The 25,449-nt window shown below is 53.7% G+C and carries 23 protein-coding genes and 1 riboswitch; of the genes, 17 read left to right on the top strand and 6 right to left on the bottom strand.

Annotated elements, in window-relative coordinates:
- The coding region (locus GGR95_RS18845) for a hypothetical protein (RefSeq protein ID WP_221384995.1) at positions 1 to 400 on the top strand (400 nt) is incomplete at its 5' end.
- Positions 401 to 592: 192 nt separating this feature from the next.
- On the opposite strand, the gene GGR95_RS17285 is transcribed toward GGR95_RS18845, so the two are convergent.
- The 5 genes from GGR95_RS17285 to GGR95_RS17265 all read right to left on the bottom strand — a co-directional run bounded on the left by GGR95_RS17285 (position 593) and on the right by GGR95_RS17265 (position 6,364).
- Entirely contained in the window at positions 593 to 1,135 is a 543-nt protein-coding gene (locus GGR95_RS17285; protein WP_184568059.1) for a recombinase family protein, read from the bottom strand.
- A 266-nt stretch (positions 1,136 to 1,401) separates the two neighbouring features.
- Positions 1,402 to 2,235, bottom strand: coding sequence for a hypothetical protein (locus tag GGR95_RS17280; protein ID WP_184568057.1), 834 nt, complete (start codon positions 2,233 to 2,235; stop codon positions 1,402 to 1,404).
- Positions 2,236 to 2,467: 232 nt separating this feature from the next.
- Positions 2,468 to 3,772, bottom strand: coding sequence for a hypothetical protein (locus tag GGR95_RS17275; RefSeq protein WP_221384993.1), 1,305 nt, complete (start codon positions 3,770 to 3,772; stop codon positions 2,468 to 2,470).
- A gap of 44 nt (positions 3,773 to 3,816) precedes the next feature.
- Positions 3,817 to 5,208, bottom strand: coding sequence for a hypothetical protein (locus GGR95_RS17270; protein ID WP_184568052.1), 1,392 nt, complete (start codon positions 5,206 to 5,208; stop codon positions 3,817 to 3,819).
- A 196-nt stretch (positions 5,209 to 5,404) separates the two neighbouring features.
- On the bottom strand, positions 5,405 to 6,364 hold the full coding sequence (locus tag GGR95_RS17265; RefSeq protein WP_184568049.1) for an IS481 family transposase: 960 nt from the start codon (positions 6,362 to 6,364) through the stop codon (positions 5,405 to 5,407).
- A gap of 619 nt (positions 6,365 to 6,983) precedes the next feature.
- Positions 6,984 to 7,180: riboswitch (cobalamin riboswitch) on the bottom strand.
- A gap of 661 nt (positions 7,181 to 7,841) precedes the next feature.
- Between GGR95_RS17265 and GGR95_RS17260 the strand changes: the two genes are divergently transcribed.
- The 9 genes from GGR95_RS17260 to GGR95_RS17220 all read left to right on the top strand — a co-directional run bounded on the left by GGR95_RS17260 (position 7,842) and on the right by GGR95_RS17220 (position 17,796).
- The gene (locus GGR95_RS17260; RefSeq protein WP_184568048.1) at positions 7,842 to 8,813 is read left to right on the top strand and encodes an iron-siderophore ABC transporter substrate-binding protein; all 972 of its coding nucleotides are present in this window, start codon (positions 7,842 to 7,844) and stop codon (positions 8,811 to 8,813) included.
- Entirely contained in the window at positions 8,810 to 9,811 is a 1,002-nt protein-coding gene (locus GGR95_RS17255; protein WP_184568046.1) for a FecCD family ABC transporter permease, read from the top strand. Before GGR95_RS17260 ends, GGR95_RS17255 begins: the two co-directional genes overlap by 4 nt.
- A gap of 2 nt (positions 9,812 to 9,813) precedes the next feature.
- A complete protein-coding gene (locus GGR95_RS17250; RefSeq protein WP_184568073.1) occupies positions 9,814 to 10,854 on the top strand; it encodes a FecCD family ABC transporter permease in 1,041 nt (346 codons plus the stop codon).
- A complete protein-coding gene (locus GGR95_RS17245; protein ID WP_281395974.1) occupies positions 10,851 to 11,672 on the top strand; it encodes an ABC transporter ATP-binding protein in 822 nt (273 codons plus the stop codon). Before GGR95_RS17250 ends, GGR95_RS17245 begins: the two co-directional genes overlap by 4 nt.
- A 97-nt stretch (positions 11,673 to 11,769) precedes the next feature.
- On the top strand, positions 11,770 to 13,854 hold the full coding sequence (locus tag GGR95_RS17240) for a TonB-dependent siderophore receptor (protein ID WP_246423434.1): 2,085 nt from the start codon (positions 11,770 to 11,772) through the stop codon (positions 13,852 to 13,854).
- A gap of 75 nt (positions 13,855 to 13,929) precedes the next feature.
- The gene (locus tag GGR95_RS17235; RefSeq protein ID WP_184568044.1) at positions 13,930 to 14,985 is read left to right on the top strand and encodes a siderophore-interacting protein; all 1,056 of its coding nucleotides are present in this window, start codon (positions 13,930 to 13,932) and stop codon (positions 14,983 to 14,985) included.
- Between the two features lie 105 nt (positions 14,986 to 15,090).
- On the top strand, positions 15,091 to 16,605 hold the full coding sequence (locus GGR95_RS17230; protein WP_221384991.1) for a sensor histidine kinase: 1,515 nt from the start codon (positions 15,091 to 15,093) through the stop codon (positions 16,603 to 16,605).
- Positions 16,602 to 17,207: a response regulator transcription factor gene (locus tag GGR95_RS17225; protein ID WP_184568042.1), complete on the top strand. Its 606-nt coding sequence runs from the start codon at positions 16,602 to 16,604 to the stop codon at positions 17,205 to 17,207. The genes GGR95_RS17230 and GGR95_RS17225 overlap by 4 nt, the downstream gene beginning before the upstream one ends.
- A 106-nt stretch (positions 17,208 to 17,313) precedes the next feature.
- Complete coding sequence (locus GGR95_RS17220; protein ID WP_184568040.1) at positions 17,314 to 17,796, top strand: GlcG/HbpS family heme-binding protein; 483 nt, start codon at positions 17,314 to 17,316, stop codon at positions 17,794 to 17,796.
- 70 nt (positions 17,797 to 17,866) lie between these two features.
- On the opposite strand, the gene GGR95_RS17215 is transcribed toward GGR95_RS17220, so the two are convergent.
- Positions 17,867 to 18,256 (bottom strand): winged helix-turn-helix transcriptional regulator, encoded by a 390-nt coding sequence (locus tag GGR95_RS17215; protein ID WP_221384989.1) that lies wholly within the window; start codon positions 18,254 to 18,256, stop codon positions 17,867 to 17,869.
- 91 nt (positions 18,257 to 18,347) lie between these two features.
- Between GGR95_RS17215 and GGR95_RS17210 the strand changes: the two genes are divergently transcribed.
- The 7 genes from GGR95_RS17210 to GGR95_RS17180 all read left to right on the top strand — a co-directional run bounded on the left by GGR95_RS17210 (position 18,348) and on the right by GGR95_RS17180 (position 25,443).
- Positions 18,348 to 19,454: an NADH:flavin oxidoreductase gene (locus GGR95_RS17210; protein WP_184568036.1), complete on the top strand. Its 1,107-nt coding sequence runs from the start codon at positions 18,348 to 18,350 to the stop codon at positions 19,452 to 19,454.
- Between the two features lie 131 nt (positions 19,455 to 19,585).
- Positions 19,586 to 20,482, top strand: a complete 897-nt coding sequence (locus GGR95_RS17205) for a LysR family transcriptional regulator (RefSeq protein WP_184568034.1) — start codon at positions 19,586 to 19,588, stop codon at positions 20,480 to 20,482.
- Between the two features lie 177 nt (positions 20,483 to 20,659).
- Positions 20,660 to 21,331, top strand: coding sequence for a DUF4286 family protein (locus GGR95_RS17200; protein ID WP_184568032.1), 672 nt, complete (start codon positions 20,660 to 20,662; stop codon positions 21,329 to 21,331).
- 69 nt (positions 21,332 to 21,400) lie between these two features.
- Complete coding sequence (locus GGR95_RS17195; protein ID WP_184568030.1) at positions 21,401 to 22,369, top strand: TRAP transporter substrate-binding protein; 969 nt, start codon at positions 21,401 to 21,403, stop codon at positions 22,367 to 22,369.
- A 75-nt stretch (positions 22,370 to 22,444) separates the two neighbouring features.
- Positions 22,445 to 22,954: a TRAP transporter small permease gene (locus GGR95_RS17190; protein ID WP_184568028.1), complete on the top strand. Its 510-nt coding sequence runs from the start codon at positions 22,445 to 22,447 to the stop codon at positions 22,952 to 22,954.
- Positions 22,955 to 24,253, top strand: a complete 1,299-nt coding sequence (locus GGR95_RS17185) for a TRAP transporter large permease (protein WP_184568026.1) — start codon at positions 22,955 to 22,957, stop codon at positions 24,251 to 24,253. It begins immediately after the preceding gene.
- 11 nt (positions 24,254 to 24,264) lie between these two features.
- Complete coding sequence (locus GGR95_RS17180) at positions 24,265 to 25,443, top strand: amidase family protein (RefSeq protein WP_184568024.1); 1,179 nt, start codon at positions 24,265 to 24,267, stop codon at positions 25,441 to 25,443.
- The last annotated feature ends 6 nt before the right edge of the window (positions 25,444 to 25,449 follow it).

The following is a 25,449-nucleotide window of genomic DNA, read 5'->3' as shown; positions in this document are numbered from 1 at the left end:
TCACAGCCATCGTTGCAGGCCACAAACAAAGCCAGATCAACGATCTGCTACCGTGGAATTACGTCAAATAGGTGGGATCGACGCACCGCTTACTGTTATTGGCTCGCTGGGCGTCATTTTCCATGGCGGCCTCGGTCAAATCTCTGATCAGCCACCTACTCCTCGACATCCATCTAAACATTTCATCGAGTTGGTGCCAGGTCAGGAGACGTGTATCCTCCCCAAGCTGCACTTGAAGATGTGCTTCTGGGTTACCGCTGTGAAGTCGCGCGGAGATTCCAGTCAATCCGTGACATACGAAGTTCCTGATCACGAGCGCTTCCTTAAGCATTCTGACAAAGCGATCGCAAAGGTCCGCATGAAGTGTACTGGTGTTATCCGTTTGTTTGACCGCCAGTGACCACACATCAATAGACCTTGATATGCCATGAACCGATTTGGACATCTTCTCTGTGTGCAGATTTTCAATTGCTTCATTAAGGGACTGTTCGATACCCGACCAAAGCAACAAGAGTGAGCCGATAGTTCCCTTCATCTGCTCGATGGTGATGGGTTTGGTCGGTATTCCGCACTTCAGTTTCAATCCGAGGTTTTAAGATCCCAACGACTTGTAGACGGTGGCTCGCCCGATGCCAAGCTCCTTGGCAATCGCAGTCGCCCCCATACCTGAGTTGCGCAATTCTTTAACTTTAGCATCATCGACAACTTTCGGGCGGCCCTTATACAGCCCTTTTGCTTTTGCTTTGGCGATTCCCTCTGCTTGACGTTTCCGGATAATGTTTCGCTCAAATTCAGCGAAGGCTCCCATCATCTGAAGTTGGAGCGTGGCGAAAGCGTCATCCGACTTCGCCGAAAATATAAGTCCTTCAGTTTTGAATGTTATTGAGGCACCTTTGTCGTTCAGTCCTTGAATGATCGTCTGCAGGTCGCGGAGATCTCTGGCTAACCTATCTATGCTGTGCACGATAACAGTGTCTCCTTCTCGCACCCAATCCAGCATGGAATTGAGCGCTGGGCGATCTTTGGTACTTTTACCCGATAGCTTTTCTTCAAAGAGCTTATCAACCGGCCCCAAATCTTGCCTGTCGAAGTTTTGCTCAAGAGTACTGACGCGACGGTAGCCAACAATGGACATACTCGTCTCCTATGAAACTAGACCTTTTTTAGAATACTGTCTCTAAATCTGATTTCAACTCAAAATATACACTTCCGACGAAAAACCAGGCTGTCTATGTAGGGTAGACCTTTTTAGACAGAATAGGTGAGAGAACAAACCGGGTCAGGTTCACCTTATGTTGAGCTTTGGTGAACTCCTCAGGTATATCCTTAACTACTTATCAGTAGCATCGTCCAACGAACCTAGCATTTGATCAACCTCAAGCAAGGGGATGAACTGCCTGATCAGTTGCAGTTAAATTTCCAGAAATAGTCTCCTGCGCGTTTCACATCGATCTGGCTGAACATCCGGCCAGAAAATTTCCGATCACGCCCCCACACTTTTTTACCACTTTTGCCGGCCAGATAAAAAATGCTGTTATCGCTTCGCATCTGGACGATCCTTTGTTCCCCCTTGCCGACCCTGCCGGTCGTTTGACGAAACTTTCTACTTGAATCGTTCAGCGCGACATAGCGTAGGTAAAATTTGACTCCCGTACGGCAATTCGTGGTCAAAACCATAGAAATAAAGCTGGGTTCATTTTCATTAGAAACTTCGATAAAGTGCTTTGGCTTATATTTGGTCGCAATACGTTCAAGATCGGCGATCTCAGACGCACCAAAATAATACCCCATGCCCTCACTCAGATAGATGCCAACGATCCCGCTTGGGCTAAGCAAAGGGGCACCAGCGGCGGTATTCGACATTTTGCAGTTGAGGCGCATTCGCCCGTCGCCAAGGATCGACAGGATCGCACATCCCTCGCCATGCATTTGTGACAGATTGCCATCCGTGTAGGCAATCGTATGCAGGCGATCCGGATCAGGGTCTATTCCGGTGCGGTGAAACCGCGTGGGGGACGAACCCTTGGCGAATTCATGGTTTTCCTTGGTGTTTCTCCGGAGACGCACAATTGCAGGCTGATCTGCCAGTCTGGCTTTACCAAAGGGGCCATCAGGATCAGGGATATAATATCTGGACGGAAAAAAACGGCTGGTCGGCATAAATTCATCGTCCAGATCGATGCCTGCGATCACTTGCCGGTCCGGCAGTGGCTTGCCTGTCTTGAGATCGATCACACAGCGTGCAGCCGTCAAGACAGCGTTATCGCCAATGGCAATCCCGCTGCATTTGGCCTGATCGATGTCCCCTACAATCGCTGTCACCGACCGTGACACATCCTCACGCGCAACCGGGGTTAAACGCGCGTCAAGCGGTTGCATCTGCGCCTGCCCCACGCCGGGGATCAACAGTGCAACGGCAAACGTCGCTTGACGAAGAGACTGTAGAGGGTAACGCATATTATTTGCCTTATTGAGCGGGAGCAAAAACCATCAAGGTGCCTGTATCGCCGGTTTTCAGATTGTATTGCTGTGAACTCGGCCCTTTGGTCACTTTGGAATGAACCACGATCGTGCCAGTATTGGGGCCTGACGATCCTTCGTTCAGCGCCTCAATTGAAATCGAGATCGAGCCGGCGCGCACCGCTGGCGAAAATCCTGTCCCAGCATTGCGCAGCGTCTTGGATTCATCCATCACTTGTCCAGAGCTATCGCGTACACGAAGACGCACGCGGTCTCCATCTTCGCTACCATGATCGATCAATTCGAAACGCAGTGGCAATTGCACAAAGATCGGTTGAAGCCCGTCCTGTTCAAAAATCATCTCGGAACCTTGCGGCAAATCCTTTTGGCGTGGAGTTTTATCATCATAATTTCGGATATCCTCTTCCATCACCGCGACAATGTCCTCTGCGTTGTCTTTGGCCTGTTCATAGGCGGTGTCATCGCCTTGCTTGAGCTCTTCGGGCAAGTTTTGCAGCCGCTCAAGTTGGCGCAACAGCTTAAGGGGGACGCTCGCGAGGAATGGGGTGTTCTGGTACTTTAACTTTGAAGGGCGCTCGAAACGCGCATCGTACCCATAACTACGCTCAGCCCCATCCAGCAGCCTGTTGATGGCCTCAATCGTGGCCATAGTGCGGTCATACATGTTGTAGGTTCGCAGGTAATCAAACAGATCGGCGGTGGACCATTTGATTGAAACGATGCGCACGCTCAACAGTTCCAGTTCGGATTTCCAAGTGTTTTTAGCATCCACAGCGTTTAGCCAACTGCCCTTGTTCGGCTCGTCAAAGCCGATGAACGTTTTGTCCCAGTTAGGACTGCCCGGCACATTGAAGGACCAAGTTCCCGGCTTTCCAGGCGCACCGATATCTTGGATGACCTCGACAAACTGGCGGCTCTTTATGTCGCGGAATTTAAAACCGAGCTTCACTTCATAAGGCATCGCCCGAGGGGCATCAGCGGGTAAGCCGCCCACCCTCTGCAGGCCGGCCCCGGAACTAGGCGTCCATTGAATGTATTTTGTCGGCCCAAGGCTCGGAACCACATATCTCCAATCCTCGATCTCAAAGCGGAATTTTGTCGAGAACACCGGCTCACCGTACAGCAGGCCCATTTTGAGTTCGGCGTCCCACGCTATCTTGGTATAACTGTCCGTGAACAATCCTTTCGGCACGTGGGAATGCCGGAAAGTTCCGGTGTAAATCCTGTTTTCGACAGAGAAGCTGCGCTGGCCTTGGGCGAAGGCGGGTGCAAAAAGTGCCATCAACGTCATGATCGACAGACTCAGGACAAGAGCCGGGAAACTACGATAAAGGGTCATGAATTGATCCAGTCGTCGAATTTGTTTTGCAAATCTGGTGGCGCAGCCCGACTTTTGGCGCCGCCCAGCGGCTTGGCACCGATCCGCTCAAGGTAAAAATCATCGGCGGTGCCGCTGGATTTGCCTGACGATTCGGAATTTGTGCCCGAGGAGGCGGTTGTTGGGTTGCCTTCACTGAAGACACGACTGATGCTGCCTAAAATCTCAATAGGTATCTCTGCCGGATCAAACCCTGTTGCATAATAGATTTCGCGATCGGGTATGATACTTGCCCCACAGCCTAATATAGCAAGCCCAGCAAGTGGAAAAACAAGCCCGGGAGGCGACGGGCGATGTCGCCAGTGGCGCACAATGCGGACGGTCAGGAACGCGCTCAAGATGGCGATCCCCATGGCGGGAAGCAACAGTGCTTCTAGTTCCAGATCGGGTGTTATGGCGCGCAGCACAAGTTGGAAGCCCATTAACATGGCGGTAAAAAGCAGCGACATCTTGAAGATTGGCCCGAAACCGCCCCAACGCACATCCGGCGTCTCTGCCGTCCAGAAACTTCGCAGAAAGGCCGAAGGCGTGGTGTCGCGTTCCCGTTCGACCGCCTTTAGCACCCTTGGGTCAGTGGGGCGTTTTGGCGACTGTGTCGTTGTTTGTGGCTTGGATTTGCGCGTATGCCTGTCGTGCCGGGTTTTCTCTTGTGGCGGTGTGCTTTGCGTCTGTGCCCGAGGTTTATTGCTTGGGCCTGCCCCCCCCTTCGATTTGGTTCCGGTGCCAGCAGATTTGAATGACGGCTCGGGCTCTGCCTTTCCTGTGTCAACAGATATCTCGGCCAAAAGAGCCGGCGCATTAAACTGAAAACCCACCGGATAAGCTGGGGAGGCCAGCTGCCCTGCCTCTGGCGAAGGAATTCGAACCTCCCGCCCATTAGCGCAGCGCAGCTCATACAACGTGTCGCCTGCGCTGACTAATGTGCCCTGTTCAACACCAGCTGACGTAACTGTGAGCGGATAGAGATATATCGGCGCAGGCGTACGCAGCATGACCTTTCTGGGTTTTCCATTGGGCTTAGTGCCTCTTGCTTCGGCATGCGATTTCGGCTTTTTCTCTGCGGCTTGTGCGGTGGTTTTTGCGGTGATTTTTGCCTCCGCATGGGGCACATCCGAATCCAACTCAGCCAACACAACCTGTTCATGCAGCGTCATACCTTCTGGGTAGGGAGGAGATATGACGCATCCATCTTTTGACGCTTTGATACCCAAATTTCGACCTTGGGCGGTCTTTATCTCGTAAAGCACATCCCCGTGGCCGACCTTCGCGCCCTTGGCTGTATGACTACGGACAATAATCGCAGGATAATGCTCGTTACCCTTAGGGCTGCGTAACAAAATATGTGCCACCAAACGTAGCTCCGATGATTTTTCGCCATTAAAAAGTTATCACAGGCCTATGTGGAATTCAAGTTTGTGATGTCTATCATCACACAATAATGGAGGTTCAAAACGCCTTAACCATCGCAAGCTCTGGATCCCTTGTATCAGTGATAGGTTGCTTAGCTTAGATGCTTGAATTGGTACAAAAAGTCTGGACCGAATTCTAGGTGTTCAGTCCCGGCATCTGGTGGATCGGATTTAGAATGAATCGATCTGGCTCTGAAGTCCAGATTTTGCAGATGTATTCGTAGGGCGTGAGGCCGCTGAGCGTCTTGAGGCGGCGTGCAAAGTTGTAGGCCGCCATGAAGTCCGCGAGGTGCGTCCGCAGTTGGTCGTGGCTGTCGTAATGGTAGCGCTTCACCGTCGCCTCCTTGATCGTGCGGTTCATTCGCTCGACCTGGCCATTGGTCCAAGGGTGGTTTGGCTTGGTCAGCCGATGCTCGATCCCGTTGGCTTCGCATATCATGTCGAAGCGCATCTGCCGGGAATAAGGGGTGTTGCGATTGCGAGGCTGCTCGGCGAACTGGATGCCATTGTCGGTGAGGATCGTATGAATGTGATAAGGAACGACCTTGAGCAGATGTTCGAGGAACTCCCAGGCCGTCTTGCGATCTGCCTTGTCCACGAGCTGGGTGACGGCAAACTTGCTGGTTCGGTCAATGCCCACAAAGAGATAGAGCTTGCCCTCCGCCGTCTGCACCTCAGCGATGTCGATATGGAAGAAGCCGATCGGGTACCGCTTGAACTTCTGCCGTTTGGGCTTGTCGCCCTCAACGTCTGGCAGGCGTGAGATGCCATGTCTTTGCAGGCACCGATGCAATGCCGAGCGGGTCAAATGCGGGATCGAGGGCTGAAGAGCATAGAGACAGTCATCTAGCGGCAGCAGTGTGTGCCGTCGAAAGGCGACGATCATCGCCTCCTCCTCTTCGGTCAGAACCGTTGAGCGCGGCTTCTTAGGGCCGGTCTTCAAATCCTCCACCGTCGCACGCTTGCGCCACTTCGCGACGGTCTTGGGATTGATGCCGAGTTCCTCGCTCAGCGCCGAGAGCGAAGCTTGCGATCGCTGTATTGCTGCTCTGACAGCGTGCGTTGTCGTGGCGCTCCCGTGACGAACTTGTCCCATGTTGCTTCCTTCCATTCCTGAGAAAGGATCGCACCATCAAACCGTGGGATCAAACACCTAAGCTTCATTGATCTGGGAGAATGAACGCTAGATTGACAAGGTGACGGAACCTTTCAGCGACGATGGCGCTTGGATGCGCTGCATGATGACAAAATGGTTTAACCGATCGCAGACATGCATCATGGCACTCTTGCTGCCTGGTTTAATTTCATGCTCTCACTCAATGAAACCTGGCCCTGAGGTAGCACCTTAACTGGCCGCATATAAACTGTTGATAAAGCCTCATCCTTAGAATGGGCCATGATTGGAGCTATACAAATGCGTTCAGGACTTTTCTCACTGCCTTTGCGACTATGCTGCGCGCATTCGACCTCATTAATCTACCTGAGGTTAAATGGCCTGTATGTTTAGCGAATGCAGCTTTTGCATCTGGGCAACTGGCAAAATTAACAGCTAGTTTCACAAGACTTATGGTATAAGAATGATGCTTATCAGAAACCATGATGTGGTTTAAATCGTGGTATGCGACCCATCCAGTCTAATATTATAAATAAAAATCAATATGATAAAAGTTTTATTTTACGGACTGTTTCTCCGCCACCTCTCCCAATGTGTTCGTGTGTGACACCAACTGATGGCAGGTCTCATGGCTCACGAAAAAACGCCTATTGCCGCCTTCCTTGGGTTGCAACCAGTGACATAGTGGCAAAAGATATTCGCCTACAGTTGCGGAGGCACCCGCAGCACACAATAGGTGACCGGCACTGCATTCCCTTTTGGTTCCGAAATCGGAAATCCACTAAAGCATACCTCTTCAATACGCTTCAAAGCGCCAACCCCGATCGGTTAAGATATCCCCGCAATTAGAGTAGGCCGTCACTCCATCACATTCTGCATCTAAGTAAAGATGTGAACATCGCGACGAGTGTGAAGAACAAAGGCTCACCGTTTCAGCACCCAGATTGGCCCCTGAAATTGGTTTCATCGTTCCCTCAAAAAAGGGGCCCGCCATCGTCAATGAGGAGCGGGCATTATAAGAAACCGCTTCGCGTGAGGCCCGAACATGGGCGACAGAAACCCTTTGCACCGTGAAAGGCCGCGACTTTACAGGATCGTCCCCTGTGCCGACACGGAACAGATAAATAATATAACTGAGTGTTTAACTCGGGATTGTACCCTCTACCCGCTTTTGGTACCACGCAGTGAATCAAGCACGCTGAGGTAGATTTTCACCTTACCATGCCTGAACCAGCCAAAGGTGCGATGCACTTTAGCCAAAAAAATCAAAACTTTCGCGGCAAGGAATCTCATGTTCCGTTCAAATCAATGGGCGCAAGAGCTCACATTATCTGGGCATGCATGCTCCTGAGCCGATGCTTTGCACATCAGCCCATCCAACACGCAGGAATTGGTCTTTCGCCACTGGAGACCACTCAAAACGTACGAGACTGCACAACAAACTAGAATAGGACCCCTCATGCTACGTGTCTTAATGAATATCGGCTTCGTTTTCTGGGCAACCGCAAGCGCCGCGCAGGAATTTCCTGTCACAGTGGAGCACGCTTTTGGCCAGACTACTGTAGAAACCCGCCCAATACGTGTGGCCTCTGTAGGATGGGCCAACCACGAAGTTCCACTCGCCTTGGGCATTGTGCCTGTCGGCTTTGCACGGGCGTCATGGGGCGATGACGATGGTGACGGGATGCTGCCTTGGGTGACCGAAAAACTAGATGCCCTTGGTGCCGATGCTCCGGTGTTGTTTGATGAAGGCGATGGCATAGATTTTGAAGCCGTCGCATCGACTAATCCTGACGTAATACTCGCGGCTTATTCAGGTATCTCCAAATCCGATTATGAAACGCTCAGCCGGATCGCGCCCGTAATCGCCTATCCAGAAGCCGCTTGGACAACGACATGGCGTGAAATGATCCTCCAGAACGCTGCGGGCCTTGGCATGGCGGCTGAAGGCAAGGCGATGGTCGGTGACATCGAAAAGCGCATTGCAACAGCGGTAGCAAAGCATCCTGACATCAAAGGCAAAACAGGCATGTTTGTCACACACCTTGATCCACGCGACCTGAGCACAATCGGCTTTTACGCCGCAGCCGATCAACGCGTCAAATTTCTGGGTGATCTGGGCATGACCACACCGCAAGCGGTCAACGAGGCCAGCGAAGCAGGCAAGTATTCGGGCCGCGTCAGTGCAGAGCGGATTGATCTGTTCAACGACGTTGATGTTGTTGTGACCTATGGGGATCAAGCGCGGTTGGACGAATTGACCAAAAACCCGTTGATTGCTCGCTTCCCTGCAATCGCGCGCGGATCGGTCATTTTGCTGGCGAATGATCCAATGGGAACGGCCGCCAACCCAACCCCTCTTTCGATTGACTACGTGTTGGACGATTACTTGAACCGGCTGTCAGCAGCGGTGGCACGCAGCAAAGAATGAAAAAGGTCTTCCAACATAAGACATTTCGCATTTTCGGCTTTGTTGCACTGACGCTTTTCACGGTCGGCCTCTCGCTGGCTGTTGGGACGCGCAGTGTACCGTGGCACGAGATTTGGGCGGGCCTCAACGGGCGCATTGACAGCATCGGGGCCGCCGCGGTGGCGGTCCGTATGCCCAGAACGCTGCTGGCTGTTCTGGCAGGAGGGGCGTTGGGTATCGCGGGTGCGGTCATGCAGGGCATCACGCGTAATCCGCTTGCCGATCCCGGAATTCTGGGCGTCAACGCGGGTGCCGCCCTTTTTGTAGTAATTGGTATTGCATGGTTTGATATCAGCGGTGCCACAACATTCTTGTGGTTGGGCGTCGCGGGAGCAGGCTCTGCCGCTGTTTTCGTATATGCAATCGGGTCTACAGGGCAAGGCGGTGCTACCCCCCTCAAACTCACGTTAGCGGGAACCGCAACTTCCATTGCTGCATCTGCGTTCATCATCGCAGTTGTGCTACCACGCAATGACATCGCGGGCAGCATCCAGTCATGGCAAGTCGGTGGCATTGGCGGTGCGCGGTTTGACACGATCCTGCCCGCCTTCCCCTTTTTCATCGTAGGTCTGTTGCTCAGCCTCGCCTCTGCACGGGTTCTCAACGCACTTGCATTGGGCGAAGAATTGGCTGCGGGTTTAGGGCAAAATGTAGCAACAGGCCGCGCTATGGCAGCGGCGGGTGCCATTATCCTCTGTGGGACTGCTACCGCCTTATGCGGGCCTATTGGATTTGTCGGGCTGGTTGTGCCGCATATGTGCCGCATGATCGCGGGTATTGATTACAGAATACTCTTGCCACTCTCGGCCTTCGGCGGTGCGACCCTTCTGGGGCTGGCGGATGTGTTGGGCCGGATCATTGCGCGGCCAAATGAACTGGATGTGGGCATCGTCACGGCATTTGTCGGTGCACCCTTTTTCATCTGGACCGTACGCCGACAAAGGATGCGTGGGTTATGAGCATGCAAGCAACGGATCAAACTACACAGCTGCGCGGCGATATCCGGCAACACGCCAACCGGAGGAGCTTTATCGTCGTTGCCCTATTATCTGCGATGGTGCTGGCGCTTTTCGTCCTCAGCCTGTCTTGCGGGCGGGGGTGCATCGCACCGCCAGACGTGATCGCTGCCTTGTTTGGAAGTGAAGCATCCGGCGCCTCTTTTGTGGTGAATGACCTACGACTGCCGCGGGCGCTTTTGTCGATCCTCGCAGGGCTCAGTTTCGGCCTCGGCGGTGTCGCGTTCCAAGTGATGCTCCGTAATCCTCTGGCCAGCCCAGACATCATCGGCATCAGTTCAAGCGCAGGCGCTGCCGCAGTATTTGCGATTGTAATCCTATCCTTCGACGGCTGGCTTGTTTCCGTTGTTGCTGTCGTGTCTGGGCTATTGGTTGCCACCGTCATCTGGGGGCTATCCTCCAGCCGTGGGGCCGCTGGCGCACGGCTTATCTTGATCGGGATCGGTGTATCCGCCATGCTGGATAGCGTGACTGCCTACGTCCTATTGGAAGCACCTGCGTGGGATCGCGCCGAAGCATTACGCTGGCTGACAGGAAGCGTAAACGGCGCGCAACTGCCGAATGTTATTCCTGTACTGGCCGCACTGGTGGTGTTTGGCGGGCTGCTGCTGACAAGTGCGCGGGATCTGGACATCTTGCGATTGGGCGATGACGCCGCACGTGCGCTTGGCGTTCGCGCAGATGCCACGCGGTTGCGTGTCACATTGGCAGCCGTCGGGCTGGTTGCATTTGCCACATCTGCCGCTGGACCTATCGCTTTTGTCGCGTTCCTATCTGGTCCTATTGCTGCGCGTTTGCTGGGCGGCTCACGCGGAATTTTGGCTGCCGCTGCACTGGTAGGCGCAGTACTTGTACTGGCGGGGGACTTCACAGGCCAGTTTTTGTTGCCCACGCGATTGCCCGTAGGCGTTGTCACAGGGGCGGTCGGCGCGCCGTTCTTGCTGTATCTTATTGTGCGCACCAATAGAAATGGGGGCACGTTATGACCATGAACAGGACGCTTGAAGCCAAAACGCTTTCTGCGGGATACGACAAAAAGGTAATCCTGCAGGATGTGACGCTGGGCCTGCCTGCTGGCAAGATAACAGCAATTGTAGGCGGCAATGCCTCAGGTAAATCAACCTTGCTGCGCACATTGGCGCGTATTCTGCCCGTGAAATCTGGTTCCGTCCTGTTGGATGGAAAAGCTGTGCATCAGATGCCCTCTCGCGAGGTTGCCCAAATCATGGGACTGCTGCCGCAATCGCCAATTGCGCCTGAGGGTATTACTGTGGCCGATCTGGTTGGCCGTGGACGCCACCCGCACCACGGTCTTTTCTCCCGCTGGAGTAACGATGATGAACGCGCTGTTGCCATTGCCCTAAAGGCCACTGGAATTACCGAACTGGCCGAGCGTGAGCTGGACAGCCTGTCTGGCGGACAAAGGCAACGCGCGTGGATTGCTATGGCCTTGGCGCAAGAAACCGAGCTGTTGCTATTGGACGAGCCGACAACGTTTCTGGATGTTGCGCATCAGATAGAGGTGCTGGATTTATTGGTGGACATGAACACCAGCCGTAGCACAACCATCGTTATGGTTTTGCACGATCTAAACTTGGCTGCGCGCTATGCCGATCACCTGATCGCTGTCGCCAACAAGGGAATATACGCCAAGGGCCCCCCCGCCGAAATCCTCAACGAAACCTTGGTACGGGACGTATTCGGATTGGATTGCCGCATCGTCAATGATCCTGTTTCCCACACCCCTGCCATGGTGCCAATCGGCCGTCACAGAGTGGTTCGTGCTGAAAATACAGCGGCATAGCAAATAACTTACAATTTAAGTCGGATTCTACTGGCGCTTTCAAATCTGTCAGAATATTCGAATCCTTACTGATTCACTCAACTACTAGGAGAACATCTTGTCCCTTCCTGCTTTCACACCCCGGCGCATCGGGCGCGGCCCCCTCAAGTCACTTTTGCTTTGCTGCACTGCCATGATGCCTGCGGCTGCGATTGCGCAAGATGCTGCATACAGGCTCGATGATATCACCCTCCAAGCCGATGGTGGCGCATCTGATGCCCAAACGATTGTGGCAACGGGGATCAGCGCAGGCGGCAAGTTAACAGGTGATCTGCTGGACATTCCGGCAAGCGTTTCGGTTGTGACCAGCCAAGAAATCAAACAACGCAATGCAGATACGGTTGAAGAGGTGCTTAACTATACCGCAGGTGCCTCCACCGATAGCTACGGCGCCGATGACCGCTTTGACTATTTCACCCTTCGTGGATTTGAAGCTTACACGTATCGCGACGGCCTGACATTGGGTGCCAACTTTGGCGGTGTACGTGAAGAGCCGTTTGCGTTTGAGCGGGTCGAAGTGTTTAAAGGCGCGAACTCTGCCACCTTCGGTATTTCCGACCCGGGTGGATCGGTGAACTATGTCACGAAAACACCCCGTGATGAAAAGTTTGGCGAAGCCTATACACAGATTGGCACAAACAATACCAAAGAAGTTGGTGTCGACTTCGGTGACAAGCTTAACAAAGACGGCACTTTGACCTACCGCTTTACGGGCTTGGTGCGCGACGGAGAGCTGGAATATCCTTACTCTAAAAACGACGAAGTCTTTGCCATGGGCGGGCTTACATGGCGCCCTTCCGATGCTACAGAACTGACACTGGTCATTGACCATCTGAACCGTGACTACGTACCCGGCAGTGGTGGCTTCCCCGTAGGCGGCGATTATGATCGTTCCGATGTGTTCTACGGCGAACCCGACTATAACTTCCGCAGCACCGACCGGACCAACATCTCGCTCATGGCCAAGCATGACTATGGGAACGGCCTGAAATTCTCGGGCAACTTGCGCTACAGTGACGATGAGAATAAATTCGGCTATGCCTATGTAGCTGGCACCGATGGCGATACGGTCAACCGTGCGTTCTTTGCCAGTGAAGGTACAACTGAAAGCTTCATCGCCGATGTGCACCTCAGCTATGATGCTGTCATTGGGAATGTCGGCAGCACAACATTGGTCGGCCTTGAGTTCTCACACTCGAATGACGCGGATAAACGCTACTTTGGCGGCGCTCCCTCGGTCGATATTAGCAACCCAGTATATACCGGTGCGCCTGATTCCGTGCCGATGTACGCCAATCTGGAAACAGAAACAGATGGCAAAGCAATCTATCTGCAACAAGAGCTGAACTGGAGCGACAAAGTCATCGCATCCTTTGGCTTGCGCCATGACTGGATTGACGTGACTGAAACAAACAATCTCTCCGCCTCCGTTTCAGAGAGCGATATCAGCGCAACAACGGGTCGTTTCGGCCTGACCTATAAAATCAATCCTGATGTTTCGATATATGGTAGTTTTGCACAGTCAGTTGTACCTGCGGGGACTGGTGTGGAGCCCGAAGAAGGCGAGCAGTTTGAGATCGGCGCAAAATGGCGTCCTGCTGGCAGAAACGCGATGTTTGCGGCATCTGTCTATGACCTGTCCAAAACCAACATCACCCGTACCAACCCAGTTACCAACCTGAGCGAAGCCATTGGCGAAGTACGGGTGCGCGGTATCGATCTGGAAGCAAAGGCCGAGATCGGTGCCTATGACCTGACCGCTTCCTACAGCTATCTGGATGCCGAAATCGTAGAGAACGGGACATCAGGCAACGTGGGTAACACCCCTGCCCTCGTATCCTCTCAGCTTGCTTCGATTTGGGCCAGCCGCACCTGGGAGAACCTTGGGCGTGGTGATCTGACGGCAGGCGTTGGTGTTCGGTACAACGGTGGCTATTTCTTTGACGACTCCAACACTGCAGGCGAAACGGGTAGTTTCGTTGTGGTTGATGCCGCTGTTTCCTATGACTTGTCCGAGCAAACCACTTTGGCGGTTAGCGTAACCAACCTGTTTGATGAAAAGCATACATCCTATGGCGGTTTCTATGCTGATTTCTACAGCCCGGGCCGTGAAATTCAGGCCAAACTATCCCACAGTTGGTAACCTTAAAGGGCGGCGCATATCCCTGCGCTGCCCTTATTCCTCTCCCTGCCCAAACAGCTGAGCCATAGGTCCATTATGCAAAAAGCCACTGCTGAAACGACAATTTCCCTCACATCACCCCAAGCCTTGCTGGGCGCGTTTATTGACCATATGCGCGATGATCATGGCATGGTGTTTCATGTTGCCGAAGATGGTGCGCATAGCTTTGAAAACGATGGCTACAGGATCGAAATCCAACCCAAAGACCTCGCACTGCGCATTCTGCTGGAAGCCCCCAGCGAAAGCGACATGCGTTTTTCAAAAGAAGGCATTGTGCACCATGTCGGGGAATTTGACGCCATAGCAGCGCAAAGCATCCGTTGGAAAAACGAGCGCGCAGAGGTTGGCACAACACCCGAAAACTTCCGCCTTCTCACCGTGGTAAAAAGCGAATTATTGTTTGAGGGAATGCAGCGGGTAACGTTGCATTATCCAGACATCGCAGAGCTGCAAGAGCGAGGGATTCATCTTCGCCTGATCCTGCCCAATGATACGTCGCGTGCGCCCCTCTGGCCCTTAATGGGCGAAAACGGTGCGCCTGTCTGGCCCACTGGAGATGACACACTGCACGCACGCTATGTCACCTTGAAAAACATCCGGCCCGATTTGGAGGAAGTTGATATCGACATTGTCCACCATGACAATGGGCTGATTTCTCACTGGGCGCAGAACGCCTGCACGGGACAACTTGTTGGCGCGATGGGCCCTACAGGCAAGGACCACTTGCCCGTGGCCAAATCCTATTTCATCGCTGCGGACGGAACAGGTTTACCAGCCGTGGCACAACTGCTCTCGCAACTCCCAAAAGACGCGACGGGCCATGTTATCGTGGCGCTGCCTGACGCCGTGAAGTGCGCAGATTATTTACCGCAAAGTGGCCTGACCTACCACGCCCTCCGACCACATGAGTTTGAGGGCGAAATCCTTGAGTTAGCCAGACAGCTCACGCTGAAGGGTGAAACAGGATATGCCTTCTTTGCCGGCGAATTTACAAATGCCCAATCATTACGCGGGCATTTCAAAAAAGAACTGGGGCTTGATAAAACCACTCAGATCAGTGCCGCATATTGGCGCCGGGAAACGTGCAAATGACGTCATTTTTGAGCACTAAATTCCCCTTGCGTTGAAGTTGTGAGATAGCCTTGTAACCGTAGAAATACGGATTGGTATTTGCACCTACATCTGCAATGTAAACAAATGGCTGCCTTATTCTCAAACAAACTCTGGCGATATGCATTTTTATGGACGCTTACCGTCATACTCGCGCTGAGCGGGGTGGCTTTTTTTGAGCAGCAAAATCTGGTTCGCGAACTGACAGCTAAAAGTGCAACGTTGCATCGATTGGCGTCACAGCGTGCGGATCAGCATGATGCGCATTTAACGTCCTTGTCTGCCATTTTTGTGGCAGGTGGAATTGAGCGTCAGGATTTGTTGCTAGAAGTCGCCGCAACGATCACCCGTTTTTACCCCCGTATTACGTCGGTGAATCTGGTTCCATATGATCAATCCCAACCGATGATAGAAACGCAGCCCGGCCTGTCGCTTGCGGCAAGGGAACGCGTCGTTGATTTGGCGCGCAATTCAACTGGCGCTTTGCAAATACAACAGATGCCAGATCTGCTGGATCATTACCTGCTTGTGAAACGCAGTCCCAATTCTGATGCTGCGCAACATGGCTTAGCACTTGTCATCGACGCCCGCGCATTGATCGCGACGGATGATGTCTTCTGGCAACAGCCGTCCGTTGCGTTGCGCCTTTTGACGCCAGATGCTCAAACGGTGTTGGTAGGACAATTTTCACCGGGTGAAACAGGTTTTTCCAAACCTCTTGGCAGTGTGTCGCAACCTTTGATCTTTGAAACATCTCTGCGCATCGGGCTTGCCGATGTTTTACCAATGGGACGCGTTCTGGCTGTTTTTGCGCTGATCACGACACTCATTTTACTATTGGCCTTGGCCTCCAAACAACGGGCACGCACCAAAGATGCCGAAAGCCGCGCCAAGCTGAGCGCGCAAGAAACGCGGCTGGCCCATGCATCCCGCGTAAATGCAATGGGCGAGATGGCCAGCGGGATGGCGCATGAACTGGCGCAACCGCTGACCGCCATCCTGAGTCAAGCACAGGCGGGCCGTCATTTGGCGCGGCGCGGCGATGTTGAACGTCTCGGCAAGGTTTTTGAGGATACAGTATCACAGGCACAGCGGGCAGCGAATATTCTGGATCGGCTCAGACGATGGAGCAAACCGAACCGAGCGCCATCAGCGCGATGTGCCGTACATGACGCAGCCCACAACGTTCAAAACCTACTGGCACAGGAAGCGGCATCCAAAGGCGCAACTATCATCCTGTCTCTGCACGATGATCCTCTTTTTATTGACGCTGATCCCGTAGAATTGGAGCAGGTTGTGTTTAATCTGGTACGCAACGCGCTTGACGCCTCGGATGCGGCACAAGTAACGATTCACACGCATTTAGAGGAACAATCTGTCATTCTGGATGTGCGCGACAATGGGACTGGTGTACCCGAACACATCAAACCCCGCATCTTTGACCCCTTTGTGACAGGTAAGCCGGATGGCACAGGGTTGGGTCTCGCACTTTGTCAAAGACTGGTTGAGGAAATGGATGGAAACATCCTACTGCTGGATGACACCGACCAGACGACCTTCCGTTTGTCGCTGCCACTCTCTAACAAAACGGTGGCACCATGAATAATCACGTTTATCTCGTTGACGATGATGAAGCTGTCCGCAACGCCCTCAGCCTGCTGTTGGAGACAGTCGGGTTGAATGTCCGTAGCTTTGCATCCCCCGAGACATTCCTGATGCACGCCGCTGACCTCCTTCCCGGATGCCTGATCCTTGATATCAGGATGCCCGCGATTTCAGGTTTGAAATTACAAGAAAAACTGAATGATCAAGGTGTGACATGGCCCACGGTCATCATCAGCGGACATGGCGATATCGAGGCGTGTAGGCGAGCGTTTCGCAATGGTGCAATAGACTTCCTCAGCAAGCCCATTGATGAACAAGACCTGATTGACGCCATCCAAAAGGGCCATGCGGAGCTTGAAACCCGCCAACAAGTAACGGCAGAACGTGCCGAGGCTGTAGCTTTGCTCAGGCATCTATCCGCACGAGAGCAAGAAGTGCTTGAGATGATAGCCAAGGGGCTGACAACTAAACAAATCGCCGAAGCGCTGACCTTGTCACCCCGCACGGTTGAGAGCCACCGTGCGGCGATTGCTGCCAAAGCAGGTACATCTTCGGCGGCTGAACTGACGCGGTACTGGCTGGATGCACAAGCAGACTAACACGTGGATCAGTAAAACTACGGACACCTTTGTGGATGCTACGAATATCACGTTCAAACATGTTGGATTAAAACCGGAGCATCAGTTCAACAAAAGGAAATACACCATGATCCGTTCCATTGCTCTTGCGACCGCCCTTCTGGCCCCCATTGCGGCTGTCGCCCAAGACCTGCCAACAGCGCCATACCTGCCACTGGGTATGGCAACCACAGCGGGACAAGCTGCTGTCGCGGCATGTGCCGATGAAGGCTACAATGTCAGCGTCGCAATCGTTGCGCGCAGCGGCGAAACCAAAGTACTGCTGCGCGCTGACAATGCAGGTCCGCACACAGTCGGCTCCAGCACAGGGAAAGCGTTCACATCCGCCAGCTTGGGCCGTGACACGGCAGGTTTTGCCAACTTTATCGGCGGCAGCCCTGAAAACGGTGGTCTGCGCGATATGGACAGCCGCATGGTCATCCAAGCTGGTGGTCTACCGATCAAAATTGGTGAGGCATTGGTCGGCGGCATCGGTGTCGGTGGCGCACCATCTGGCGCGATTGACGAGACATGTGCACGCGCAGGCCTTGCCGCAATCGGTGCTGAATAAACTAATCTTGGCTCGTCCTTTTTTGGGCGGGCCACTCTCCGAATGCAAAACAAGGAATGTTCATGCAACCTCAGCTATGGTCACTGTCATAGGCAACGCGCGCCGCTTCCACTGCGTCCATATTGTTGTGAGCCCAACGATAAATCGCTTGAAACGGCGGTAACAGAGTCAGCCCCAACGGCGTCATCTCATACAGAACTGCAGGAGGCGTGGTTGCAACGACGGTTCGGGAAATAATGCCATTGCGCTCTAAACGTTTGAGAGTCACTGAGAGCGACTTTTGCGATACCCCCTCCAACCGCCGTTTCAAATCATTGAAACGCGTGCCGCCGCCGTTTAGAACGGTCATGATCATCATGGACCACTTGTCAGCGACCTGATCGAAAAGCAAACGTGACGGGCAATCGACTAAAAAACGCGACCCGTTGCATTGAGTGTCGTGCGGCATGGTTTCCTCCATGTTACTTAGTGCATCCAAAGTGCGCTCTAGACACTTGGTATCAAATGTATACCTAACTGTTCGACACTAAAAAAGCGAATTAGGATACGACATGAAAACCGACACACTCTTCCGCCCCTTCTCCCTCAAAGGAATGGAGTTGAGCAACCGTATTGTCATGGCCCCCATGACCCGCAGCATGGCACAAGACGGCATCCCCGGACAGCCACAAGTGGACTATTATGAACGCCGCGCAGCCGCCGACGTGGGTCTTATCCTGACCGAAGGCACCGTAGTAGACCGCCCCGCCTCGCGCAACTTGCCGGGTATTCCATTTTTCCATGGTGAAAAAGCAATGGCTGGCTGGGCGGATGTCGCTGACGCGGTGCACACAGCGGGCGGGAAAATCGCGCCGCAGATCTGGCACACGGGTTCGATTCGCGGCGGCAAGTGGCAGCCTGAGGCAGAAGCAGAAAGCCCCTCCGGCCTTGTCGGTCCAAACGACCCCAATGGCCAAGCGATGACCGAAGCTGACATTGCAGACACAATCGCAGCTTTTGCATCCGCGGCCAAGCAAGCCCGCGATGCAGGCTTTGATGCGGTTGAGGTGCACGGTGCACATGGCTATCTGATCGATCAATTCTTCTGGTCTGGCGCAAACCAGCGCGACGACACGTGGAACGGCCCGTCCATCAAGGAACGTTCGCGCTTTGCTGCAGAAATCATCAAGGCCATCCGCGACGCCGTTGGTCCTGATTTTCCATTGATCCTGCGCGTAAGCCAATGGAAACAGCAAGACTACAAAGCACGGCTGACGGGCAGTCCAGATGAAATGACAGACTGGCTTTTACCGCTGGTCGAAGCGGGCGTTGATATGCTGCATTGTTCTCAGCGTCGTTTCTGGGAGCCTGAATTCCCGGAACTGGACGGCGAGGAAGGTTTGAACTTTGCGGGTTGGGCGAAAAAACTAACCGGTGCTGCGACCATCAGCGTGGGATCCGTTGGCCTCAATTCCGATTTCGGTGGTGCTTTTGTCGGTCAAGGATCGCAGACTTCGCCGATCGACCAGTTGATCACACGCATGGAGCGTGATGAATTCGACCTGATCGCAGTTGGCCGCGCTCTGATTTCAGACGCCCAATGGGTGCAAAAGGTTAAAAACGGTCAGATGGACGAACTACGTGGCTTCGACATCGAAGACCTGAAGACACTCGCATAAATCCTAGGGAGGGTCAGCATCGTTGACCCGCCCCCTTAAACCGCTCTGTCACGGGTTGGCCGTGGTACATGTTTTGTGAAGCTGCTACATTCTCTCGTTAACTCGAATGCACAAAACTGGGATACCCAACCTTGAACACACGCTTTCTCGAAACGTTTATCCGCGTGGCATCATTGGGCAGCTTTCGCGCTGCAGCGTCCCAGTTGAACGTGTCTCAGGCGACAGTCTCCAGTCGCATATCCGCCTTGGAGACCGAGTTTGACACCCAATTGTTCGACCGTGAACATCATGAGATAAGATTGACCGCTGCCGGTTCGTTGATGCTGGAAAAAGCAGAACGGGTGCTTATTGCCGAAAAATCGCTGCGCGAAACCATGAATATCGTCACGGTTGGCGCGGGGCGGATACGTTTGGGTTTGGTCAGTTCGGTTGTTCATACGTGGCTGGGCGAATTGATTGCCGAAATCGCATCTGCCTTTCCCAAGCTAGAGCTGGAGTTGACGGTTGAACCCACAAGCAACCTTGCAAGCCAGTTTGAGCGCGGTGGCTTGGACATTTTGATCACCACCGATGAAATCAACGCCGAGCGCGTGTGCAGTATGCCTTTGGCCCCCCTAGAACTGGGGTGGTTCACCAGTGAAACCCTCGCCCGTAGCCTGCCCAAGCGGCCCTTGGAGATACATGATATTGCCCACTTGCCGTTGATCACCTTTACTAGGCGATCACGGCCCTACCTCTCTACGTTAGAGCTGTTCAACTCCCGCGATTTGCAACCACCTGTCTTGCACAGCGTTACCTCTTTGGCTGCCATTGTCCGCCTTACAGAACGAGGACTAGGCGTGGCGACATTACCCTGCGGGTTTGATATGGGTAAAGGCACTCTTGTACGGCTTGATCTGGATGCCAGATTGCCGGACCTGCCGCTCTATTGCCTCTGGCACAAGACATCAGATGCAGATTTATACGGTGCCATTTCTGCCCTTGCAGCCAGTTGCGCCGAAGCGCACCTCGTATTGCCCCCAGCCTGACATAACTATGGGAGTGATCAAGAAACCTGATCAGCCCCGTTTAATTTATTCCGTTTGCGGTTTGCGCGACCACATACAATGATCTGCTCAACACTCACAACCTCTGCCTGACGCTGGGTTGGGTCAGGCCGCAGGGCTGGCCAGTTCAGGGACGGTACGCAAAAGGAAAGAAATCAGATGACCGTGGAAAAACAACCCCTTGCAGCACAGCTTTATGTTTGGAGCGATATTGACCCCGACCATGAAGCCGACTTCAATCTTTGGTATGACCGCGAGCACATGGAAGAGCGCGTGCGCATTCCGGGGTTTAGCGGTGCACGCCGTTACCGTGCGGTGTCTGGCTCTGCGCGCCGCTATTTGGCCTTGTACCGTGCCGATAGTCTGGCGTGTTTCACAACCGATGAATACCGCAAGGCGTTCACCCAGCAGACAAATTGGTCAAACCTGAATTTCTCACGCATGTCCAACACCCGCCGCCGGGTCATGTCGGTAGAACAAGAAACCGGTTTTGGTGCAGGTGGCTATGTAGCCATGATTGTTCTGAACAAACCTGTCGGTGAAACGACGGTTGATGCGGATCAAATCGCACAGTTGTTAAGTGACATCGCGCAGATTGATGGTGTAATGCACAGTCAGTACCTCGTTCCTGATGAAACCCTCTCGACTCCGCTGCCCTCCGAGAACACGCAAGGACGCGTCCTTGCGCCCGCCATCGTCATTGATACAACAACCGAACCCGCCGCAGAAGCTGCCTTGCACCAGATGCGCGATACTCTTGGTGACGCTGTGGAAGATGCACAAACATTTTCGCTGCTCTGGTCACTGGACCAACGCGAATTGTCGGCCTGATAACAACCCGTGGCCAGCCGCATCAGACGGCTGCCATTTCCAACTCTCCAACCTAAAAGGGAAACCCAAATGAAACATGTCCTACTCTCCGCCCAAGCACTTGCGCTGATGTCCCTGCCGCTGGCTGCCTCTGCCGAAACATGGCAGATGTCGGCGCACGCGCCCGATGGCAATTATCTGACCCAAACCGCACGCAGCTTTGCCGAAGACGTCGCACGCCTGACCGATGGTGCCTTGACGATTGATGTCGTCTCTAACTCGGTTTTGCTGAAACGTGCCGACCTCAAGCGCGGCGTTCAACGCGGTATCGTTCCAATTGGTGAAGTTCTGGTCTCGGCGCTGGGCAACGAAGACGCGATCTTCTCAGCGGATGCTGTGCCATTGCTTGCGACAACCTTTGAAGACGCGAAAACCCTGTGGGAAGCAACCAAACCGATCTACGAAGAGAAATTCGCCGAAGACGGTCTGGTTATGCTGTACTCAGCACCTTGGCCACCACAGGGCATCTACATGCAAACCGAAGTCACGGATGCCTCCTCGTTTGAAGGTGTCAAGTTCCGCGCTTATAACCCCGCAACCGCACGTCTGGCCGAATTGTTGGGCGCGGTTCCAGCAACCATCGCAACTTCGGAAATCTCCCAAGCATTCTCAACAGGTGTTATTTCAGGGATGATCACATCACCGACAACGGGTGTGGACAGCCAGTCATGGGACTACGTGCCTTACTACTACGATGTAAAAGCATTCATCCCGAAAAACGTTATTCTGGTGAACAAAGACGCCTATGACGCCCTGTCGCCTGAAATTTCCACGGCACTGCAAGAAGCCTCTGATCTGGCCGAAGCACGTGGTTGGGAAGCTGCCGCAGCAGCGACGACATCAGCGACCGAAACACTGGCCGAAAACGGCATGCAGGTCATCTCAACACCTGAAGGTCTGAAAGCCGACTTTGCAGTCATCGCGAAAACGATGAGCGCGGAATGGGCCGAGCAAACAGGTGAGCAAGGCCAAGCGGTCATCGACGCGCTCGCCAAGTAACCTCTCGCACACCAAATCAAAGGTGCCGCCGATATTGCGGCACCTTTTTTGCACTCAGTTTCAGGAGTTTGTTCGATGGCTTTTTCAAGCTTGATCTACAAAACCTGTGGAGCCTTGGCCGCCGCCATGCTCTGCGGTATCGCCGCCCTCATTTTAACGCAGATTTTTTTGCGTGCCATCGGGCATCAAATTCCTTCCGCAGATGATTTCGCGGCTTGGGCACTTTGCGCCTCCATCTTTCTGGCGCTTCCTTCAACCTTGATGAGCGGCGGCCACATCCGTGTCACTTCCCTGCGCAACCTGATCAAAGGCCCGTTTGGCCGCGTCATGGACATCACGGCCAGTCTGATCGCCTTGGCGATGTTGGCTTGGGGCAGTGTCGCTTTGGCAAGCTTTGTCTGGGACAGCTACCGCTACAATGACGTAAGCCACGGCCTTGTAGCTGTGCCTTTGTGGATTCCACAAATTACGATGGTCATCGGCTCGGCGCTGTTCAGCCTTGCATTTGCCGAACGTGTCATCCGTCTGGTTTTGCACCTCCCTACAGAAACCTCAAACATTGCGCCTGAAAGCACGGAGGTCTAAATGGACAGTCTTCTTCAAGTTGTCGTTCTACTCTCGGTTCTATTTTTCCTTTTAGGCCTTGGCGTTTGGGTTGGCGTATCACTGCTGATTGCGGGCCTTGCCGTGTTTCTTCTATTCACCCCGACACCTGCTGACGCGATCTATGCCACCACGATGTGGGCCGCGTCCGCCAATTGGACCCTGACGGCCCTGCCCTTGTTTATCTGGATGGGTGAAATCCTCTACCGCACCCGTCTGGCCGAAGACCTGTTTTCTGGCCTTGCGCCGTGGTTGGGCCGTCTCCCTGGTGGGCTTGCGCATGTAAACGTTGTCGGTTGCGGCATCTTTGCGGCTGTGTCCGGTTCCTCTGCTGCGACCACGGCAACGATCGGTAAAATCTCGCTGCCTGAGCTGTCCAGCCGCGGGTATGATGACCGCCTGACAATCGGCTCACTTGCGGGTTCAGGCACTTTGGGCTTGTTGATCCCGCCTTCCGTTGTGATGATTGTTTACGGTGTTGCTGCACAGGTTTCGATCAACCGTCTGTTCATTGCCGGCATTGTCCCGGGCCTTATGCTGATGGCGATGTTTTCTACCTACATCATCGTATGGTCGCTGATGAACCCTGATAAAATGCCTGCCGCCGAGGCACGTGTGCCGATGATGGAACGCCTGAGCCGGATGAAGTTACTGATCCCTGTGGTCGGGCTGATTTTCTGCGTCATCGGTTCCATCTATGCAGGTATTGCCACCGCCACCGAAGCCGCCGCACTGGGTGTACTGGGGTCACTGGTGATCGCCGCCTTCGGTCGGTCCTTGACCAAAGCTGCCTTTATTGACGCCTTGATGGGCGCCACGCGCACATCTGCGATGATCGGCTTTATCCTTCTGGGTGCCGCCTTTCTCACCTCCGCAATGAGTTTCTCTGGCCTGCCCTCTGATCTGGCCGAAATCATCTCTGCCAGCGGTCTCAGCACTTATGGTTTGATCGCAGTCCTGACATTGTTCTTCATTCTGTTGGGTTGTTTTCTGGATGGTATTTCTATCGTGGTTTTGACCACCTCTGTGGTACTGCCCTCTGTGATCGCAGCGGGCATTGATCCGATTTGGTTTGGCATCTACCTGATTGTGGTCGTAGAGATGGCACAAATCACACCGCCACTTGGTTTTAACCTCTTCGTCATTCAAGGCCTTACAAACCGTAGCATTTTTGAAATCACACGAATGGTTGTGCCTTACTTCCTTTTGCTTGTGCTGGCGGTTGTGCTGCTCACCCTCTTTCCGGTTATCGCAACCGGATTAGTAGACCTAAGCTATTGATGGATCGCACTATGACCAAAGTAACCCTGCCCGACTTCACCCAATCCTTTGCACCAGCGCCTATCCCCCAAGGGCCCTTAAACGGGCTGCGCGCGGGGATCAAAGACCTTTTTGACGTAGCCGGTTATGTCACCAAGGCCGGCTCCAAAAGCCGCGCCACGCTGCCCGCTGCTACGCAAGACGCCCCAACCGTCGCCTTGCTGCGCGCGGCGGGTGCGGAATTGGTCGGGCATAATAACATGACCGAGTTCGCCTATTCCGGTTTGGGCCTGAACCCCCATTTCGGCACCCCCATGACGCCTTTGATTGAGGGCGCGATTGCAGGCGGCTCCACATCTGGCGGCGCTGCGGCCGTTGCCAAAGGGGACGTTGACTTTGCATTGGGTACCGACACAGGCGGATCGCTCCGCATTCCCGCCGCGTTTTGCGGGGTTGCGGGATTGAAACCAACGGCAGCCTCGGTTTCCTCTGAGGGGGCTGTGCCGTTATCAACAACGCTGGACAGTGTAGGTGCCATTGCCAAAGATGTAGAAACCCTGCGACGGGTCTATGCGGTACTTGCCGCCCAAGGCCCCCAAGACACTGCCGCTGTCAAACATCTAGTGGTCCCTGAAAATTTTGGTATGGACCAACTAGAAGAACCTGTTTTGGCCGCTTTTGAGAGTGCCCTTAGCGTGCTTGAGTCCTGTGGTTTCACAATTGAACGTCGTGCGTTTGATTTCCTTGAAACCTATAAAAAACTACCGATCTGGCACTTCTCTGCTGTTGAAAGCCGTGTTCACCATTCAGAGCAATATGCACAAGAGCCCAACCAAATCGATCCAAAGGTAAAGCTGCGCATGTTGCGGGCAGATACCGCCTCGGCTGTTGACTATGCCAAGAGTTTGGCCTTGCGTGCCGCCATTGTGAAGGATGCACAGCAAGAAATAGGTCAGGCTGCCATCGTGCTGCCAACTGTCGCGATACTGCCACCCCAACTGAGCACGCTGGACGATGATGAGAGTTTTGACCGCATCAACCTGCTGGCTCTGCGCAACACCACATTGGCAAACGTCATTGACGGCTGCTCGATATCGCTGCCCATCCCACAAACACCCGGTGCGGGCTTGATGATCACAGCCCCCGCATGGCGCGATCTGGCATTGCTGGACGCGGCGACATTGATTGAACCCGAATTGACGACAAGGTAGCACAGT

The organism is Sulfitobacter undariae, assembly GCF_014196805.1.
In the GTDB taxonomy this organism is placed as follows: domain Bacteria; phylum Pseudomonadota; class Alphaproteobacteria; order Rhodobacterales; family Rhodobacteraceae; genus Sulfitobacter; species Sulfitobacter undariae.
This window is presented reverse-complemented; position numbering and strand designations above follow the sequence as displayed.

Bases quoted from the DNA above. Each gene is read 5' to 3' on its own strand.
- GGR95_RS17285 (WP_184568059.1), bottom strand. From the start codon at position 1,135: ATGTCCATTGTTGGCTACCGTCGCGTCAGTACTCTTGAGCAAAACTTC.
- GGR95_RS17275 (WP_221384993.1), bottom strand. From the start codon at position 3,772: ATGACGTTGATGGCACTTTTTGCACCCGCCTTCGCCCAAGGCCAGCGC.
- GGR95_RS17265 (WP_184568049.1), bottom strand. From the start codon at position 6,364: ATGGGACAAGTTCGTCACGGGAGCGCCACGACAACGCACGCTGTCAGA.
- GGR95_RS17260 (WP_184568048.1), top strand. From the start codon at position 7,842: ATGCTACGTGTCTTAATGAATATCGGCTTCGTTTTCTGGGCAACCGCA.
- GGR95_RS17255 (WP_184568046.1), top strand. From the start codon at position 8,810: ATGAAAAAGGTCTTCCAACATAAGACATTTCGCATTTTCGGCTTTGTT.
- GGR95_RS17250 (WP_184568073.1), top strand. From the start codon at position 9,814: ATGCAAGCAACGGATCAAACTACACAGCTGCGCGGCGATATCCGGCAA.
- GGR95_RS17245 (WP_281395974.1), top strand. From the start codon at position 10,851: ATGACCATGAACAGGACGCTTGAAGCCAAAACGCTTTCTGCGGGATAC.
- GGR95_RS17235 (WP_184568044.1), top strand. From the start codon at position 13,930: ATGCAAAAAGCCACTGCTGAAACGACAATTTCCCTCACATCACCCCAA.
- GGR95_RS17230 (WP_221384991.1), top strand. From the start codon at position 15,091: ATGGCTGCCTTATTCTCAAACAAACTCTGGCGATATGCATTTTTATGG.
- GGR95_RS17225 (WP_184568042.1), top strand. From the start codon at position 16,602: ATGAATAATCACGTTTATCTCGTTGACGATGATGAAGCTGTCCGCAAC.
- GGR95_RS17220 (WP_184568040.1), top strand. From the start codon at position 17,314: ATGATCCGTTCCATTGCTCTTGCGACCGCCCTTCTGGCCCCCATTGCG.
- GGR95_RS17215 (WP_221384989.1), bottom strand. From the start codon at position 18,256: ATGGAGGAAACCATGCCGCACGACACTCAATGCAACGGGTCGCGTTTT.
- GGR95_RS17210 (WP_184568036.1), top strand. From the start codon at position 18,348: ATGAAAACCGACACACTCTTCCGCCCCTTCTCCCTCAAAGGAATGGAG.
- GGR95_RS17200 (WP_184568032.1), top strand. From the start codon at position 20,660: ATGACCGTGGAAAAACAACCCCTTGCAGCACAGCTTTATGTTTGGAGC.
- GGR95_RS17195 (WP_184568030.1), top strand. From the start codon at position 21,401: ATGAAACATGTCCTACTCTCCGCCCAAGCACTTGCGCTGATGTCCCTG.
- GGR95_RS17190 (WP_184568028.1), top strand. From the start codon at position 22,445: ATGGCTTTTTCAAGCTTGATCTACAAAACCTGTGGAGCCTTGGCCGCC.
- GGR95_RS17185 (WP_184568026.1), top strand. From the start codon at position 22,955: ATGGACAGTCTTCTTCAAGTTGTCGTTCTACTCTCGGTTCTATTTTTC.
- GGR95_RS17180 (WP_184568024.1), top strand. From the start codon at position 24,265: ATGACCAAAGTAACCCTGCCCGACTTCACCCAATCCTTTGCACCAGCG.